Annotated in this window: 18 protein-coding genes and 1 pseudogene; 16 read left to right on the top strand and 3 right to left on the bottom strand. The window is 63.4% G+C overall.

Annotated elements, in window-relative coordinates; genetic code table 11:
• Positions 1–135: 135 nt before the first annotated feature.
• From argS to AC788_RS17050, 5 genes are all read left to right on the top strand, one after another.
• The gene (gene argS, locus AC788_RS17070; RefSeq protein WP_049861761.1) at positions 136–1,872 is read left to right on the top strand and encodes an arginine--tRNA ligase; all 1,737 of its coding nucleotides are present in this window, start codon (positions 136–138) and stop codon (positions 1,870–1,872) included.
• A gap of 1 nt (position 1,873) precedes the next feature.
• Complete coding sequence (locus AC788_RS17065; protein WP_049861760.1) at positions 1,874–2,563, top strand: SPOR domain-containing protein; 690 nt, start codon at positions 1,874–1,876, stop codon at positions 2,561–2,563.
• 256 nt (positions 2,564–2,819) lie between these two features.
• Positions 2,820–3,350: an ATP-dependent protease subunit HslV gene (gene hslV / locus AC788_RS17060; RefSeq protein ID WP_049861759.1), complete on the top strand. Its 531-nt coding sequence runs from the start codon at positions 2,820–2,822 to the stop codon at positions 3,348–3,350.
• Positions 3,351–3,424: 74 nt separating this feature from the next.
• Positions 3,425–4,762 (top strand): ATP-dependent protease ATPase subunit HslU, encoded by a 1,338-nt coding sequence (hslU, locus tag AC788_RS17055; protein ID WP_043191381.1) that lies wholly within the window; start codon positions 3,425–3,427, stop codon positions 4,760–4,762.
• 155 nt (positions 4,763–4,917) lie between these two features.
• Positions 4,918–5,295: a gamma-butyrobetaine hydroxylase-like domain-containing protein gene (locus tag AC788_RS17050; RefSeq protein WP_049861758.1), complete on the top strand. Its 378-nt coding sequence runs from the start codon at positions 4,918–4,920 to the stop codon at positions 5,293–5,295.
• Here the strand turns inward: AC788_RS17050 and AC788_RS17045 are convergent.
• On the bottom strand, positions 5,292–5,570 hold the full coding sequence (locus tag AC788_RS17045; RefSeq protein WP_043191383.1) for a polyhydroxyalkanoic acid system family protein: 279 nt from the start codon (positions 5,568–5,570) through the stop codon (positions 5,292–5,294). The genes AC788_RS17050 and AC788_RS17045 overlap by 4 nt on opposite strands.
• 127 nt (positions 5,571–5,697) lie before the next feature.
• On the opposite strand from AC788_RS17045, the gene ubiE reads away from it, so the two are divergent.
• From ubiE to AC788_RS22265, 11 genes and pseudogenes are all read left to right on the top strand, one after another.
• Positions 5,698–6,468, top strand: a complete 771-nt coding sequence (gene ubiE / locus AC788_RS17040) for a bifunctional demethylmenaquinone methyltransferase/2-methoxy-6-polyprenyl-1,4-benzoquinol methylase UbiE (protein ID WP_043191385.1) — start codon at positions 5,698–5,700, stop codon at positions 6,466–6,468.
• Positions 6,468–7,091 carry a ubiquinone biosynthesis accessory factor UbiJ gene (locus AC788_RS17035; RefSeq protein WP_049861757.1) on the top strand — a complete coding sequence of 208 codons (624 nt, stop codon included), beginning with the start codon at positions 6,468–6,470 and terminating at the stop codon, positions 7,089–7,091. Before ubiE ends, AC788_RS17035 begins: the two co-directional genes overlap by 1 nt.
• On the top strand, positions 7,088–8,695 hold the full coding sequence (ubiB, locus tag AC788_RS17030; protein ID WP_049861756.1) for a ubiquinone biosynthesis regulatory protein kinase UbiB: 1,608 nt from the start codon (positions 7,088–7,090) through the stop codon (positions 8,693–8,695). The genes AC788_RS17035 and ubiB overlap by 4 nt, the downstream gene beginning before the upstream one ends.
• A gap of 52 nt (positions 8,696–8,747) precedes the next feature.
• A complete protein-coding gene (gene hisI, locus AC788_RS17025; RefSeq protein ID WP_049861755.1) occupies positions 8,748–9,149 on the top strand; it encodes a phosphoribosyl-AMP cyclohydrolase in 402 nt (133 codons plus the stop codon).
• Complete coding sequence (locus AC788_RS17020) at positions 9,142–9,477, top strand: phosphoribosyl-ATP diphosphatase (protein WP_049861754.1); 336 nt, start codon at positions 9,142–9,144, stop codon at positions 9,475–9,477. Before hisI ends, AC788_RS17020 begins: the two co-directional genes overlap by 8 nt.
• Before the next feature lie 25 nt (positions 9,478–9,502).
• The gene (locus AC788_RS17015; RefSeq protein ID WP_049861753.1) at positions 9,503–9,763 is read left to right on the top strand and encodes a twin-arginine translocase TatA/TatE family subunit; all 261 of its coding nucleotides are present in this window, start codon (positions 9,503–9,505) and stop codon (positions 9,761–9,763) included.
• Between the two features lie 3 nt (positions 9,764–9,766).
• The gene (tatB, locus tag AC788_RS17010) at positions 9,767–10,243 is read left to right on the top strand and encodes a Sec-independent protein translocase protein TatB (protein ID WP_049861752.1); all 477 of its coding nucleotides are present in this window, start codon (positions 9,767–9,769) and stop codon (positions 10,241–10,243) included.
• Entirely contained in the window at positions 10,240–11,028 is a 789-nt protein-coding gene (gene tatC / locus AC788_RS17005) for a twin-arginine translocase subunit TatC (protein WP_049861751.1), read from the top strand. Before tatB ends, tatC begins: the two co-directional genes overlap by 4 nt.
• Positions 11,025–11,732 (top strand): 16S rRNA (uracil(1498)-N(3))-methyltransferase, encoded by a 708-nt coding sequence (locus AC788_RS17000; RefSeq protein ID WP_049861750.1) that lies wholly within the window; start codon positions 11,025–11,027, stop codon positions 11,730–11,732. The genes tatC and AC788_RS17000 overlap by 4 nt, the downstream gene beginning before the upstream one ends.
• A gap of 129 nt (positions 11,733–11,861) precedes the next feature.
• Positions 11,862–12,923: pseudogene (locus AC788_RS22270) on the top strand (methyl-accepting chemotaxis protein); the annotation flags it as partial.
• Positions 12,915–13,778, top strand: coding sequence for a methyl-accepting chemotaxis protein (locus tag AC788_RS22265; RefSeq protein WP_376787049.1), 864 nt, complete (start codon positions 12,915–12,917; stop codon positions 13,776–13,778). The pseudogene AC788_RS22270 and the gene AC788_RS22265, both read left to right, overlap by 9 nt.
• A 297-nt stretch (positions 13,779–14,075) precedes the next feature.
• Here AC788_RS22265 and AC788_RS16990 read toward each other — a convergent pair whose 3' ends face one another.
• Both AC788_RS16990 and AC788_RS16985 read right to left on the bottom strand, forming a co-directional pair.
• Complete coding sequence (locus AC788_RS16990; RefSeq protein ID WP_043193705.1) at positions 14,076–14,810, bottom strand: amino acid ABC transporter ATP-binding protein; 735 nt, start codon at positions 14,808–14,810, stop codon at positions 14,076–14,078.
• A partial coding sequence (locus AC788_RS16985; protein WP_049861786.1) for an amino acid ABC transporter permease occupies positions 14,803–15,572 on the bottom strand: 770 nt, incomplete at its 5' end. The genes AC788_RS16985 and AC788_RS16990, both read right to left, overlap by 8 nt.

Genomic DNA, 15,572 nt, shown 5'->3' with positions numbered 1-15,572 from the left:
TGCGCCTCTGCTGCAGGGGTGGTGGCTTGCAGGGGGGGATTTGCGGGTTGGCAACCCCTGCCAACAACCGGATAATGCCCAGTTTTTCCACCCGCGCATCCAGCACCGCCGTACCCGCGGTCGACCGAGAACCCCATGAAAGACACCATTCGCCAGCTGATTCAACAAGCCCTGACCCACCTCGTCGCCGAAGGTGTGCTGCCAGAAGGTCTGACGCCGGCAATCCAGGTGGAAAACTCGCGAGACAAGAAGAACGGCGATTTCGCCAGCAACATCGCCATGATGCTGGCCAAGCCTGCCGGCATGAAGCCACGTGACCTGGCAGAAAAGCTGATTGCCGCGCTGCCGGCCGATGAGGGAGTGAGCAAGGTCGAGATCGCCGGTCCCGGCTTCCTCAACTTCTTCCAGAACAGTGCCGCCCTCGCCGCGCGCCTGGATGCTGCACTGGCCGATGCCCACATCGGCGTGCGCAAGGCCGGCCCGGCACAGCGCGTGGTGGTCGATCTGTCGGCACCCAACCTGGCCAAGGAAATGCACGTGGGCCACCTGCGCTCGACGATCATCGGCGATGGCGTGGCCAATGTGCTGGAGTTCCTCGGCGACACCGTGATCCGCCAGAACCACGTCGGTGACTGGGGCACGCAGTTCGGCATGCTGCTCGCCTACCTGCAGGAGAAACCCGCTACCAGCGACGAACTCTCCGACCTGGAGAATTTCTATCGCGCAGCCAAGCAGCGCTTCGATGAATCCGAGGAATTCGCCGAGCGCGCACGCGGCCTGGTGGTCAAGCTGCAGGCCGGCGACGCCGAGTGCCTGGCGCTGTGGAAGCGCTTCAACGAAATCTCCCTGTCCCACTGCCAGAGCACCTATGAGCGCTTGAACGTCAAGCTGACCCCGGCCGACGTGATGGGCGAAAGCGCCTACAACGACGACCTGGCCAACGTGGTCGCCGACCTGCGCGCCAAGGGCCTGCTGGTGGAAAGCAACGGCGCGCAGTGCGTGTTCCTCGAAGAATTCAAGACCGCCGAAGGCACCCCACTGCCGGTGATCGTGCAGAAGGCCGGTGGCGGCTATCTGTATGCCACTACCGACCTGGCTGCGCTGCGCTATCGCAGCAACGTGCTCAAGGCCGACCGCGCGCTGTACTTCGTCGATCAGCGTCAGGCCCTGCACTTCCAGCAGGTGTTCGAGGTGGCGCGGCGCGCCGGTTTCATCAGCAATGGCATGCAGCCCGAGCACATGGGCTTCGGCACCATGAACGGCGCCGATGGCCGCCCGTTCAAGACCCGCGACGGCGGCACCGTGAAGCTGGTCGACCTGCTCGACGAAGCCGAGCAACGCGCCTACACCCTGGTCAAGGAAAAGAACCCCGAGGTCGCCGAGGCTGACCTGCGGGTGATCGCCAAGGCCGTGGGGATCGGCGCGGTGAAATATGCCGACCTGTCCAAGCATCGCACCAGCGACTACAGCTTCAACTTCGACCTGATGCTCAACTTCGAAGGCAATACCGCGCCGTACTTGCTCTACGCCTACACCCGTGTGGCCGGGGTGTTCCGCAAGCTGGGCAAGGATTTCGCGGACGTCGAAGGCCAGATCGTGCTGGAAGCCGAACACGAGAAGGAATTGGCGGCCAGGCTGGCGCAATTCACCGAAGTGCTGAACACCGTCGGTGAGAAAGGCACGCCCCATGTGCTGTGTACTTACCTGTACGATGTGGCTGGGCTGTTCTCCAGCTTCTATGAGAACTGCCCGATCCTGGCGGCCGAAAACCCCGCTCAGCAACAAAGCCGCCTGCGCCTGGCGGCGCTGACCGGCCGCACCCTCAAGCAAGGATTGGCTCTGTTGGGCCTGGAAACACTGGAGCGTATGTAAGTTGGCTGCCAAGAAGAAACCTGCACCCAAACGTGGCGCCAGCCGCAATTCCGCACCTGCCAAGAAGCCCATCCCGGGCTGGCTGTGGCTGGCGATCGGCCTGAGCGTGGGCGCGTTCGTGGTGTTCCTGATGAAGCTGGAGCCGGGCAACGGCGACGTCAAGCGCGTCAAGGCCGAGCAGGCGAAGGCGGAGAAGATCGCCGAGGCGAACAAGACCCCGCCCAGCCCTCAGGCACCGGTCAAGCCCAAGTACGACTTCTACACCCTGCTGCCGGAATCGGAGGTCATCGTGCCGCCCGAGGCGGTTCCCGAGAAGACACCCCCGATTCCGGCCCAGGCCCCCGGCACGCCGGCCGAAGCGGCCAAGATCGATACAGCCCGCGCCCAGGCGGCGCTCAGCGGCGCGACTCCGCCGCCGGCCCCGCCCGTGATCAAGCCCGCGGCGACCACCCAGTTCTATCTGCAGGCCGGTTCGTTCCGCAAGCAGGCGGACGCCGACCGGGTACGGGCGCAGATCATCCTGCTGGGGCAGTCGGTGAACGTCGAGTCCGGAACGGTCAAGGAGGACACCTGGTACCGGGTACTGGTGGGTCCGTTCAGCAACCGCGAGCAACTGACCGTGGCGCAGAAGCAACTGGCGGGCAGTGGATTTAGTAACCTGCTGTTGCAGCAAAGGCAGATTCGGCAGTAAGTCTGCACATCGGCGGTGTGCCCTTCGCGGGCAGAGGGCTCGCCGCCCGCCCCGCTCCCACAGGTGCGCGCAGCATCTGTGGGAGCGGGGCCCTGTGGGAGCGGGCTCTGCCCGCGAAGGGCCCACCGCAAATTTCCTGATACGCCGCAAGCTGTCTCCACGCGCCCCACAACCTGCAAAGGTTGAAATCCCCTCACCCACCCCCATATCCGTTTCCATCAGGGCATTTTCGCCCCGCTGCGTGGAGACTCTCCCCTTGACCACCATCGTTTCAGTCCGCCGTCATGGCAAAGTCGTCATGGGCGGCGACGGCCAGGTTTCCCTCGGCAACACCGTGATGAAAGGCAACGCCAAGAAAGTCCGGCGCCTGTACCACGGTCAGGTCATCGCCGGCTTTGCCGGTGCCACCGCCGACGCCTTCACCCTCTTCGAACGTTTCGAAGGTCAACTCGAGAAACACCAGGGCCATCTGGTCCGTGCCGCCGTGGAGCTGGCCAAGGAGTGGCGTACCGACCGCTCGCTGAGCCGCCTGGAGGCGATGCTGGCCGTGGCCAACAAGGATGCTTCCTTGATCATCACCGGCAACGGTGACGTCGTCGAACCCGAAGACGGGCTGATTGCCATGGGTTCCGGTGGTGCCTTCGCGCAAGCCGCTGCCAGCGCACTGTTGAAGAAGACCGAGCTGGGCGCTCGTGAAATCGTCGAGACCGCCCTGGGCATTGCTGGCGACATCTGCGTGTTCACCAATCACAACATGACCATCGAGGAGCAGGATCTCGCCCAGTGATCAGTCGCCGCGCCCACCTGGGATGATCTTCACAGAAGACCACGCGCACTGAACCTTCGAGTCCGGAACACACCATGTCCATGACCCCCCGCGAAATCGTCCACGAACTCAATCGCCATATCATTGGCCAGGACGATGCCAAACGCGCCGTCGCCATTGCCCTGCGCAACCGCTGGCGGCGTATGCAGCTGCCTGAAGAGCTGCGCGTCGAAGTGACGCCCAAGAACATCCTGATGATCGGCCCGACCGGCGTCGGCAAGACTGAAATCGCACGCCGCCTGGCCAAGCTCGCCAATGCGCCGTTCATCAAGGTCGAAGCGACCAAGTTCACCGAAGTCGGCTACGTGGGCCGCGATGTCGAATCGATCATCCGTGACCTGGCCGATGCGGCCATCAAGCTGCTGCGTGAGCAGGAAATGGTTAAGGTCCGCCATCGCGCCGAAGACGCAGCCGAAGAGCGTATTCTCGACGCGCTGCTGCCTGCTGCCCGTGCAGGCTTCAACGAAGAGCCGGTGAGCAACGATTCGAACACCCGCCAGCTGTTCCGCAAGCGTCTGCGCGAAGGTCAGCTGGACGACAAGGAAATCGAGATCGAAGTGGCCGAGCAGATGGGCGGCGTGGACATCTCTGCCCCTCCCGGCATGGAAGAAATGACCAACCAGCTGCAGAGCCTGTTCGCCAACATGGGCAAGGGCAAGAAGAAAAGCCGCAAGCTTAAGGTCAAGGACGCGCTGAAAATGGTCCGCGACGAAGAGGCCGGTCGCCTGGTCAATGAAGAAGAGCTCAAGGCCAAGGCGCTGGAAGCAGTCGAGCAGCACGGTATCGTCTTCATCGATGAAATCGACAAAGTGGCCAAGCGCGGCAACGTGGGTGGCGCCGACGTGTCCCGTGAAGGCGTGCAGCGCGACCTGCTGCCGTTGATCGAAGGCTGCACGGTCAACACCAAGCTGGGCATGGTCAAGACCGACCACATCCTGTTCATCGCTTCGGGCGCCTTCCACCTGAGCAAGCCGAGCGACCTGGTGCCCGAGTTGCAGGGTCGCCTGCCGATTCGCGTCGAACTCAAGGCATTGAGCCCGCAGGATTTCGAGCGCATCCTGAGCGAGCCTCATGCGTCGCTGACCGAACAGTATCGCGAGCTGCTGAAGACCGAAGGCTTGAACATCGAGTTCGTGCCCGAAGGCATCAAGCGCTTGGCCGAGATCGCCTGGCAGGTCAACGAAAAGACCGAGAACATCGGTGCCCGTCGCCTGCACACGCTGCTGGAGCGGTTGCTGGAGGAAGTCTCGTTCAGCGCCGGTGACATGGCTGCCGCGCACAGCGAAGCGCCGATCCAGATCGATGCCGAGTATGTGAACAGCCATCTGGGCGAGCTGGCGCAGAACGAAGACCTGTCGCGCTACATTCTGTAGTACGGCCTGTCATGCCGTGGTGCGGCCTTCGCGGCCGCTGACCGCTCCTACGGGACGCGGCTCGCGGGCAACGTCAATGATCGTTCCCGCAGGCTGGGTTCGTAGGAGCGGTCAGCGGCCACGGAGCAGGCACTGCTGGGATATCGAGAACGACCATGAGCAAAATCCCGAGCGCCATCAACCTGCACAAGGCCTCCAAGACCCTGAGCCTGACGTATGGTCCCGACGAGGTGTTCCACCTGCCCGCCGAGTTCCTGCGCGTGCACTCGCCGTCCGCCGAGGTTCAGGGCCACGGCAAGCCGATTCTGCAGGTGGGGAAACTGGGGGTTGGCCTGACCAAGGTGGAACCAGCTGGCCAGTACGCTTTGAAGCTGACTTTCGACGATGGCCATGACAGCGGCCTGTTCACCTGGGACTACCTGTACCAGTTGGCGCTGCGCCAGGAGCAGCTCTGGGCCGACTACCTGGAACAGTTGCGCGCCGCTGGAAAATCCCGCGACCCCGCCGAGTCCGTGGTGAGGTTGATGCTCTAGGCCGCCAGGGCCTTGTCCAACGCCTTTTCGATCTCGCTCTGGATCGTTCCGCTCATCATCGCCAGCATCATGCCCAGCTTCAGGTCGATTCGAATCGCTTCGTCGTCGATCTGCACGGTTCCCTGCGCGCCGCTGCGCTTGACCGCCACCGTATCGCCCTGCCAGGTGGCCTGCACGTCATAGCGGTCGATCAGCTTCTGCACCACCACCTCAGCCTTCTGCCGCGCCGCATCGCGGCCCAGATTGTGTTTGCGTTCGACGTTGATCTGGGTCATCGGGGACTCCGGGTAATGGGTTCAATGGCGCACAGTTTAACGCGGATGCCCTGGCAATCCATCGCGCCAAGACAAAGCGCCCTTGTGCGGCTTAGAATGGTGCGTAATTTTTCCTGGTGACAGCGATATGAATGATCAGCGCAAAGGCGGCGATGCCGAACCCACCACTCACTTCGGCTACAAGCACGTACCGGAAAGCCAGAAGGCCGAAAAGGTCGCCGAGGTGTTCCACTCGGTAGCGGCCAAGTACGACTTGATGAACGACGTGCTGTCCGGCGGCATGCACCGGTTGTGGAAGCGCTTCACCATCGAACTGTCCGGCGTGCGCGTGGGTAACCGAGTGCTGGACATCGCTGGTGGTACGGGCGATCTGGCACGCAAGTTCTCCGATCTGGTCGGGCCGACCGGTCAGGTCGTACTGGCCGACATCAATGCCTCCATGCTCAAGGTCGGTCGTGACCGACTGCTCGACCGTGGCGTGGCCGGCAACATCGAGTTCGTCCAGGCCGACGCCGAAAAGCTGCCGTTCCCCGACAATCACTTCGATTGTGTGACCATTGCCTTCGGTCTGCGCAACGTCACGCACAAGGAAGCGGCCATCGCCTCCATGCTGCGTGTGCTCAAGCCGGGCGGTCGCCTGCTGGTGCTGGAGTTCTCCAAGCCCACCAACAAGCTGATGTCCAAGGTCTACGACGCCTATTCGTTCGCCTTCATGCCGCTGGCCGGCAAACTGATCACCAATGATTCGGAAAGCTACCGCTACCTCGCCGAGTCGATCCGCATGCACCCTGATCAGGAAACCCTCAAGGCCATGATGGTGCAGGCCGGTTTCGACCGCGTCACCTACCACAACATGACCAGCGGCATCGTCGCGCTGCACCGCGGGATCAAGCCCTGATGTTGCTCGGCGGCCTGATCGCCAGTGTCGAACACGGCCTCAACCGTGTGCTGCGTCTGGACGCCACGGCGCTGCCGCGCCTGGCGCACCTGCATGGCAAGGTGATTGCCATCCAGGGTCGCCAGCCTTCCTTTACGCTCTACGTCCTGCCCAGTGGCAATGGCCTGATGCTGGCCCAGCAATGGGCCACGCCGGCCGACTGCACCTTGCGGGCGCCGGCCGCCAGCCTGGTGCAGTTGGCGCTGCGCAAAGACAAGACCGCCGTGCTGCACAGCCCCCAGGTCGATCTGGACGGCGACAGCGCTGCCCTGCTCGAGCTGGTGAAGGTGCTGCAGGACCTTGAACTGGACTGGGAATACGAAGTCTCACGCTGGCTTGGCCCGGTGCCGACCTCGTTGCTGGCCGGGCACCTGCGCAGCCGCACGGGCTGGACCCGTGAAGGTCTGGCCACGGCGACCCAGAATTTGGGCGAATACCTGGCCGAGGAAGCGCGTACCCTGGTAGGCGAGCAGGAAGCCCAGGCCCGTTTCAATGAGCTGGATGCTTTGAAAGTCGATGTCGAACGCCTCGAGGCGCGTATTGAGCGCCTCGCCCGATCCCACAACTCCAGCGATAACGCATGAAGCTGCTTGCCGTCCGCCGTCTGTTGCGCATCCAGCGCGTCGTGATCCGCTACCGCCTCGATGACCTGATGTTCGCCCTGCCACTGCCGTGGTGGCTGAAGATCACCCGTTTCGCCATGCCCTGGCGCTGGCTGCCGCGCAGCCGCCAGGAGCTCAACCGGGGCGCGCGCCTGCGCCTGGCGTTGCAGGACCTGGGGCCGATCTTCATCAAGTTCGGGCAGATCCTCTCCACCCGCCGCGACCTGCTGCCCGAAGACATCGCCGATGAGCTGATGCTGCTGCAGGACCGCGTACCGCCGTTCGATCCCAAGCAGGCCATGGCCCTGATCGAACAGCAGCTGGGGGCGAAGATCACCGACGTGTTCAGTCGCTTCGACGTCGAGCCGCTGGCTTCGGCTTCGGTGGCCCAAGTGCACGCGGCGCGGCTCAAGACTGGCGAAGAGGTGGTGGTCAAGGTCATCCGTCCAGGGCTCAGATCGGTCATCGGCCAGGATCTGGCCTGGCTGTTCCTGCTGGCCCGCCAGGCCGAGCGACTGTCGGCCGACGCCCGCCTGCTGCACCCGGTGGACGTGGTCGCCGACTACGAGCGGACCATCTACGACGAGCTCGACCTGCTGCGCGAGGCAGCCAACTCCAGCCAGCTACGGCGCAACTTCGAAGATTCGGATCTGCTCTACGTGCCCCAGGTGTACTGGGACTGGTGCCGGCCCAAGGTGCTGGTGATGGAGCGCATCTACGGCGTGCAGGTCACCGACATGGCCGCCCTGGCCGACCAGCGCACCGACATGAAGCTACTGGCCGAGCGCGGTGTCGAGATTTTCTTCACCCAGGTCTTTCGCGACAGCTTCTTCCACGCCGACATGCACCCGGGCAATATCTTCGTCAGTACCGTGGCGCCCTGGAGCCCGCGCTACATCGCCATCGACTGCGGCATCGTCGGCAGCCTGACCCCCGAAGACCAGGATTACCTGGCGCGCAACCTGTTCGCCTTCTTCAAGCGCGACTACCGCCGCGTCGCCCAATTGCACATCGATTCGGGTTGGGTTCCGGCGGAAACCAAGCTCAACGAATTCGAAGCGGCGATCCGTACCGTGTGCGAGCCGATCTTCGAGAAGCCGCTCAAGGACATTTCCTTCGGCCAGGTGTTGATGCGCCTGTTCCAGACCGCGCGGCGCTTCAACATGGAAGTGCAGCCGCAACTGGTGCTGTTGCAGAAGACCTTGCTCAATATCGAAGGCCTGGGCCGCCAGCTGTACCCGGACCTGGACCTGTGGAGCACCGCCCAGCCGTTCCTCGAACGCTGGATGCGCGAGCGGGTCAGCCCGAAATCTTTGTTTCAGAATGTTCAATCGCAGGTCGAGCAATTGCCGCATCTGGCCAACATGACCCGCGATCTACTCGAACGGATGTCTCAGCCTCATCGCAAGGATCCACCACCGCCCTGGGAGCAACGCCATGATCGGTGGGCCCTGCGGCTGCTCGGCGGTGCCTTGTTGGTGGGTGGGACAGTGACCGCCGTCTCCGGCATTGCCCTGGACAGTGTGCAGGCCTGGCCGGCCTGGTTGATGCTGGCATCGGGCTTGTACCTGGTCGTGCGCCGATAGCCAGTGGCGCCATCGGCTGGCACACTAGCCCTCTCTGTTGTCGGAGTCGCACATGAAAGACTGGCTGGACGAGATCAAATGGGACCGCGACGGCCTGGTGCCGGCGATTGCCCAGGATCACAAGACCGGGCGCATCCTCATGATGGCCTGGATGAACCGCGAAGCACTGGCGCTGACCGCCGCCGAAAACCGGGCCATCTATTGGTCACGCTCGCGTGGCAAGCTGTGGCGCAAGGGCGAGGAGTCCGGCCACGTGCAGAAGCTGCATGAACTGCGCCTGGACTGTGACGCCGACGTGGTCGTGCTCAGCGTCGAACAGATCGGCGACATCGCCTGCCACACCGGCCGCCAAAGCTGCTTCTATCGGGTCTTCGAGGACGGCAAATGGACCGTCGTCGATCCGGTCCTGAAAGACCCCGACGCCATCTATCACACAGGCCATGGCCATGAATGACACCCTGGACCGCGTTGCCGCGGTACTCGAAGAACGCAAGGGCGCCAGCGCCGACAGCTCCTATGTCGCCAGCCTGTACGCCAAGGGTTTGAACAAGATTCTGGAAAAGCTGGGCGAGGAATCGGTCGAGACCATCATTGCCGCCAAGGACGCCGCGCACAGCGGCGACTGCAGCGATGTCATCTACGAAACCGCCGATCTGTGGTTCCATAGCCTGGTCATGCTTGCACAACTCGGCCAACACCCACAGGCTGTACTCGATGAACTGGACCGCCGCTTCGGTCTGTCCGGTCACGATGAGAAAGCCGCCCGCCTGCCGTCAGCCTGAAATGTTTTTTTGGAGGAGTTGAATCATGGGTCTGTTTGATTGGAAACACTGGATCGTCATCCTGATCGTCGTGGTATTGGTCTTCGGCACCAAGAAACTCAAGAACCTGGGCACCGACGTGGGCGAGTCGATAAAAGGCTTTCGCAAGGCCATGAACGACGACGACAAACCGGCTGCCGAACAGCCCACCCAGCCGGTGCACCCGCAGGCCAGCTCGCCGCTGACCCCGCCGCACACCCTCGACGGCCAGCATCAGAAAGTCGAAGAACCCATCAGGAAAGACTGATCAATGTTCGGTATCAGCTTCAGTGAACTCATGCTCGTGGGCCTCATCGCCCTGTTGGTGCTGGGCCCTGAACGACTGCCCGGCGCCGCGCGAACCGCAGGGCTGTGGATCGGGCGTCTGAAACGCAGCTTCAATGCGATCAAGACCGAAGTCGAGCGCGAGATAGGCGCCGACGAGATTCGTCGTCAATTGCACAACGAGCACGTGCTGTCGCTGGAGGAGCAGGCGCGCAAGATTCTCGACCCGCAGCGTCCTGCGCGGCCGAGCGAGCCTCCTGCGCCGCTGGCCGATCCCATCGCGCCAGGAGCTCAGGCACAGCCGGTGCTGGACCGCGATGCGGTGAGCGCCGCCGTCACCCCGACCAGCGTGGCCACTGCCGCGCAACAGGCCGACGTGATCGAGCGCGATACCAGCAGCGCCGCAGCGGTCGCGATACCCGTCACCTCCAATGAACCTACACAGCCACCGCGAGCCCCATGAGCGAAATTCCGGAAAATGACCAGCCCATGCCGCTGGTCTCGCACCTGACCGAACTGCGCACGCGGCTGCTGCGCTGCGTTGCCGTAATCTTTCTGGTCTTCGCCGGGCTGTTTTCGTTTGCCCAACAGATCTACACCCTGGTATCGGCGCCGCTGCGCGAATACCTGCCGGCTGGCGCAACGATGATCGCCACCGACGTGGCCTCGCCGTTCCTCACCCCGTTCAAGCTGACCATGATGGTCTCGCTGTTCCTGGCCGTGCCGATCATCCTGCATCAGGTCTGGGGCTTCATCGCGCCGGGCTTGTACAAGCATGAAAAGCGCATCGCCATACCGTTGCTGGTGTCGAGCATCTTTCTGTTCTATGCCGGGATGGCCTTCGCTTATTTCCTGGTCTTTCCGCTGGTCTTCAAGTTCTTCGCCAGTGCCACGCCTGTGGGCGTGACCATGGCCACCGACATCGCCAGCTACCTGGATTTCGTCATGACGCTGTTCTTCGCCTTCGGCGTGGCGTTCGAGATTCCCGTAGCAGTGGTGCTGCTGGTGTGGATCGGCGTGGTCGACGTGAAGTACCTGCGCAAGATTCGCCCCTATGTGATCATCGGCTGCTTCGTGGTCGGCATGATCCTGACTCCACCGGACATCTTCTCGCAGACGCTGTTGGCAGTGCCGATGTGGCTGCTGTTCGAGATCGGCATCCTGTTCGGCGCACTGATCCGCAAGCGGGGTGACGAACCCGCCGAGGAAGACGATCGCAACGACCAGCCGCCCGCGACCCGGGCATGAACCTGCTGCTGCTCGAAACGGCCGATTTCATCGCGCCGGACAAGGTGGTGTTGCGCGACCGCCGCTTCACCCATATGCAGGCCGTGCACCGCGTGGAGCTGGGCGACAGCCTGCGGGTGGGCAAGCTCGACGGCCTGATGGGCCGTGCCGAAGTGGTCCGTCTCGAGGGTCACGAAGCCGAGCTGGACGTGGTGCTCGACCAGGCACCACCGGCCAAGCTGCCGCTTACCCTGATCCTGGCGCTGCCCCGGCCGAAGATGCTTCGTCGGGTATTCCAGACTATTGCCACCATGGGGGTCGCCAAGGTGGTGCTGGTGAACAGTTACCGGGTCGAGAAGAGCTTTTGGCAGACCCCTTTCCTGGAACCCGCCGCGATTCGCGAACAGCTTGTGCTGGGTCTGGAACAGGCCCGCGACACGCAGCTTCCGGAAGTAGTGATCGAAAAGCGCTTCAAGCCTTTCGTCGAAGATCGCCTGCCGGCCCTGTGCGCCGGCACCTTGGGCCTGGTCGGGCACCCCGGCGACTATCCGCCCTGCCCGCGCCAGCTCGCCGAGCCGGTCACGCTGGCCATCGGCCCGGAAGGCGGCTGGATTCCCTACGAGATCGATCTGCTCAAGGAGGCGGGCCTGCAGCCTGTCCAGCTGGGCGAACGCATTCTGCGGGTCGAAACTGCGGTGGCGGTGTTGCTCGCCCGGCTGTTCTGAAGCGGCTACAGCTGAAGGTGACAGCGGCCGCCGCATTTAGTTACATGCCACTATCGAGTTTCTTCCATTCACGCCGATGCCCTTGAACTGCCGACAATCACGCCGTCGGCCTGAAAGGGAGCTTCAATCATGTCGAACACCTTTGCCCGTTACCTGGGCAATCTGAGCGTCAACCTGAAACTGGGGATCGGTTTCGGGTTGGTGCTACTGCTTACGCTGCTGATCGCCGCCACCGGCTGGTTTGGCTTGTCCCGCTTGATCGAGCGGGCCGACAAGATCACCAGCATTTCCATACTCGATGACCGCATGCGCGACCTGCGCATCGCCGCTCAATCGTTCGAATTGCAGAAAGGCAGTTCCGGTGCCGACACCGTCACTCGCCTGCTCGATGAGCTCGATGCCAACCTGGTGATCGCACAGCACACCCTCGTGATGTCCGAAGATATAGCGCTGGTCGAACAGGAAATAGCGGCTACCCAGGCCTATCGCCAGGCATTCGCCGCGTCGCTGCTGTCGATCCAGGGTCGCGAGGCCGCGCGCAGTCAATTGGGCAGCACCGCCGACCGCGCCGTTGCCGAAGTCAATCAGGTGCAGGCAGCCCTGCTCGGCCAAGGTGACCTGTCGGCGTTCAGCACGCTGGTGGAAACCAGTCGGCTGATCCAGCAAGCTCGCTTCCAGGTGCGTGGCTACACCTACAGCGCCAAGGACGAAGCGCGCCAGCCGGCACTGACGGCCATCGACCAGGCGATCGCCTCGGTCGCCGCTGCACAGGCCAGCGTATCCAGTGAACTCACCGGGCGCCTGCAGCAGGCTGGAGAAGCCTTGAGCGCCTACCGCGCCGCGGTGGCGCAATTCAGCGAGAATCAGCAGGCCACTCTTCAGAGCATCGACAAGATGACGACGTTGGGGACCTCGCTGCTTGATCTGAGCGATCGACTCGGCGACTCGCAGACCGCCAAGCGCGATGCCGATACGGCCCGTGCCAAAGCGTGGCTGGCAACAGCGGCAGCGTTGGCAACCTTGCTTGGCATTGCCGCGGCATGGGCCATTACCGCGCAGATCGTCGGCCCCCTGCGCCAGACCCTGGCCAGTGTCGAACGAGTTGCGTCCGGCGACCTGAGACAGTCGCCGGCCATTATTCGGCGTGACGAACTGGGCCAGGTGCAGCTGGCCTTGCAGCGCATGACCTTGAACCTGCGTGAACTGGTGGGCGGCATCAGCGAAGGCGTGACGCAATTGGCCAGCGCGGCCGAGGAGTTGTCCGCGGTCACCGAGCAGACCAGTGCCGGGGTCAATGCGCAGAAGGTCGAAACCGATCAGGTCGCCACCGCCATGAATGAGATGGCCGCTACCGTGCAGGAAGTCGCGCGCAATGCCGAAGAGGCGTCCGAGGCCGCTGTGGCTGCCGATCAGCAGGCACGCGAAGGCGATCGGGTGGTCAGCCAGGCGGTGGGCCAGATCGAACGTCTGGCGGCCGAAGTGCTGCATTCAAGCGAAGCCATGAACCAGTTGAAGCAGGAAAGCAGCAAGATCGGCGGTGTGCTCGATGTGATCACCTCCGTGGCCCAGCAGACCAACCTGCTGGCCCTCAACGCGGCGATCGAGGCGGCCCGCGCCGGCGAGGCCGGTCGTGGATTCGCCGTGGTGGCCGATGAAGTACGCAGCCTGGCCCAACGTACCCAGCAATCGACCGAAGAGATCCAGGCGTTGATCGCGTCCCTGCAAACAGGGACTCATCAGGTGTCGAGCGCGTTGGACAGCAGCCGGGAAATGACCGACAGCAGCGTGCAACTGGCTCGCCGTGCCGGCCAGTCGTTGAGCGACATCACCCGCACGGTGTCGGCGATCCAGGCCATGAATCAGCAGATCGCGGCAGCGGCGGAGCAACAGAGCGTGGTGGCCGACGAGATCAACCGCAGCGTGCTCAATGTGCGCGAGGTTTCCGAGCAGACGTCGGCGGCGAGCGAGGAGACCGCAGCGTCGAGCATCGAGCTGGCGCGGCTGGGGACACACCTGCAGGGGTTGGTGGGGCAGTTCAAGGTTTGAGGTTGGGTGGTGGGCTTGCGGGCCTCTTCGCGGGCAGAGACCCGCTCCCACAAGATCGCCGCAGATTCTTGTGGGAGCGGATCTCTGCCCGCGAAAAGGCCAGCAGCCAGTCAGCCAGGCAACAACCCTACACCCCCCGCCGTACTTCTGTGGGAGCGGGTCTCTGCCCGCGAAGAGGCCAACACAGCCAGTCAGCCAGGCAACAGACCCACAACTCCTGCCGTACTCCTGTGGGAGCGGGGCGGGCGGCGAGCCCTCTGTCCGCGAAGAGGCCCCACAGTCACCCAAGCAGCGGAACTACAACACCTGCCGCAAGAACGCCTGTGCCCTGGGGTCCTTGGGTGCATCGAAGAACTCGGCCGGAGGCGCGTCTTCCAGCAAGCGGCCGTGGTCGAAGAACAGCACCCGGTCCGCCACTTCCCGAGCGAAACCCATCTCATGGGTAACGCACACCATGGTCATGCCTTCCTCGGCCAGGGTCTTCATCACTTCCAGCACTTCACCGACCATCTCGGGGTCGAGCGCCGAAGTCGGCTCGTCGAACAGCATCACCTTGGGGTCCATGCACAACGCACGGGCAATGGCCACGCGCTGCTGCTGGCCGCCGGACAGCCGTGACGGAAACGCATCGGCCTTCTCGCCGATGCCGACCTTGGCCAGCAACGCACGGGCCTTGGCCTCGCGCTCGGCCTTGCCGCGCTTGCGCACCACCTTCTGCGCCAGGCAGAGGTTTTCCAGCACGGTCATGTGCGGAAACAGGTTGAAGTGCTGGAACACCATGCCGACTTCGCGCCGATAGGCATTGATGTTGGTCTTGGGGTCATCCAGGCGCAGGCCGTCGATGCTCACCGAGCCCTGATCGAACGCCTCCAGGCCATTGAGGCAGCGCAAGAACGTGGACTTGCCCGAGCCCGAAGGCCCCAGGACCACCAGTACCTCGCCCTTGGCCACCTGAGTGCTGACCTGATCCACCGCACGTACCACCTGGCCGCGGGTATTGAACACCTTCAACAGGTCGCGTACTTCAATCACTTTGCGCAAGCCTCCGCTCGAGCCGGCTGGCGAAATACGACAGCGGCAGGTTGATGACCAGGTACAGGGCTGCCACGCAGAACCATATCTCGAACGTCGAGAACGACGTGGTGATCGCCTCGCGACCACTCTTGGTCAGCTCGGTGATGGCGATCACCGAAACCAGCGACGTGTCCTTGACCAGGCTGATGAACTGCCCCGCCAACGGTGGCAATACACGCTTGAACGCCTGGGGCAGGATCACGTAACGCATCGATTGGCCGGCATCCAGGCCCAGCGAACGGGCGGCCTCGCCCTGCCCCTTGGCGATGGACTGCACGCCCGAGCGCACGATCTCGGCGACGTAGGCGCCGGTGAACAACGCCAGTGCCGCAACACCGGCGAACTCGCGCGAGAGGTTGAGTACGGTACCGATGAAGAAGTAGAAGATGAAGATCTGCACCAGCAGCGGCGTGCCGCGCACCAGCTCCACATACACGGTGGACAGATGACGCAGGGTGGGATTGCTCGACAGTCGGCACAGACCGGTGACCAGACCCAGCAGCAGCCCGACCACGCCCGACACCAGCGACAGCCACAGGGTGGTCCACAAGCCCCAGGCGATCGGTCCGGCCGTCCAGTGCCGGGTCACGCCGATCTGATCGCCTTCGGACACGTCATCGCCCTCCTGCAGCACGACACTGCTGGCGTCCACACGCAACACCTGCTCGCCGCCGTCTTCATCGCGCAGGGTCACTTGTGCCCGCCCGCCCTCCCGAGTGA

This window comes from Pseudomonas sp. RIT-PI-a (assembly GCF_001187875.1).
GTDB lineage: Bacteria > Pseudomonadota > Gammaproteobacteria > Pseudomonadales > Pseudomonadaceae > Aquipseudomonas > Aquipseudomonas coleopterorum.
This window is presented reverse-complemented; position numbering and strand designations above follow the sequence as displayed.

Bases quoted from the DNA above. Each gene is read 5' to 3' on its own strand.
- hslU (WP_043191381.1), top strand. From the start codon at position 3,425: ATGTCCATGACCCCCCGCGAAATCGTCCACGAACTCAATCGCCATATC.
- AC788_RS17020 (WP_049861754.1), top strand. From the start codon at position 9,142: ATGAATGACACCCTGGACCGCGTTGCCGCGGTACTCGAAGAACGCAAG.
- AC788_RS22265 (WP_376787049.1), top strand. From the start codon at position 12,915: ATGACCTTGAACCTGCGTGAACTGGTGGGCGGCATCAGCGAAGGCGTG.
- hisI (WP_049861755.1), top strand. From the start codon at position 8,748: ATGAAAGACTGGCTGGACGAGATCAAATGGGACCGCGACGGCCTGGTG.
- AC788_RS17045 (WP_043191383.1), bottom strand. From the start codon at position 5,570: ATGACCCAGATCAACGTCGAACGCAAACACAATCTGGGCCGCGATGCG.
- AC788_RS17035 (WP_049861757.1), top strand. From the start codon at position 6,468: ATGTTGCTCGGCGGCCTGATCGCCAGTGTCGAACACGGCCTCAACCGT.
- tatB (WP_049861752.1), top strand. From the start codon at position 9,767: ATGTTCGGTATCAGCTTCAGTGAACTCATGCTCGTGGGCCTCATCGCC.
- argS (WP_049861761.1), top strand. From the start codon at position 136: ATGAAAGACACCATTCGCCAGCTGATTCAACAAGCCCTGACCCACCTC.
- ubiE (WP_043191385.1), top strand. From the start codon at position 5,698: ATGAATGATCAGCGCAAAGGCGGCGATGCCGAACCCACCACTCACTTC.
- tatC (WP_049861751.1), top strand. From the start codon at position 10,240: ATGAGCGAAATTCCGGAAAATGACCAGCCCATGCCGCTGGTCTCGCAC.
- AC788_RS17050 (WP_049861758.1), top strand. From the start codon at position 4,918: ATGAGCAAAATCCCGAGCGCCATCAACCTGCACAAGGCCTCCAAGACC.
- AC788_RS17000 (WP_049861750.1), top strand. From the start codon at position 11,025: ATGAACCTGCTGCTGCTCGAAACGGCCGATTTCATCGCGCCGGACAAG.
- AC788_RS17015 (WP_049861753.1), top strand. From the start codon at position 9,503: ATGGGTCTGTTTGATTGGAAACACTGGATCGTCATCCTGATCGTCGTG.
- ubiB (WP_049861756.1), top strand. From the start codon at position 7,088: ATGAAGCTGCTTGCCGTCCGCCGTCTGTTGCGCATCCAGCGCGTCGTG.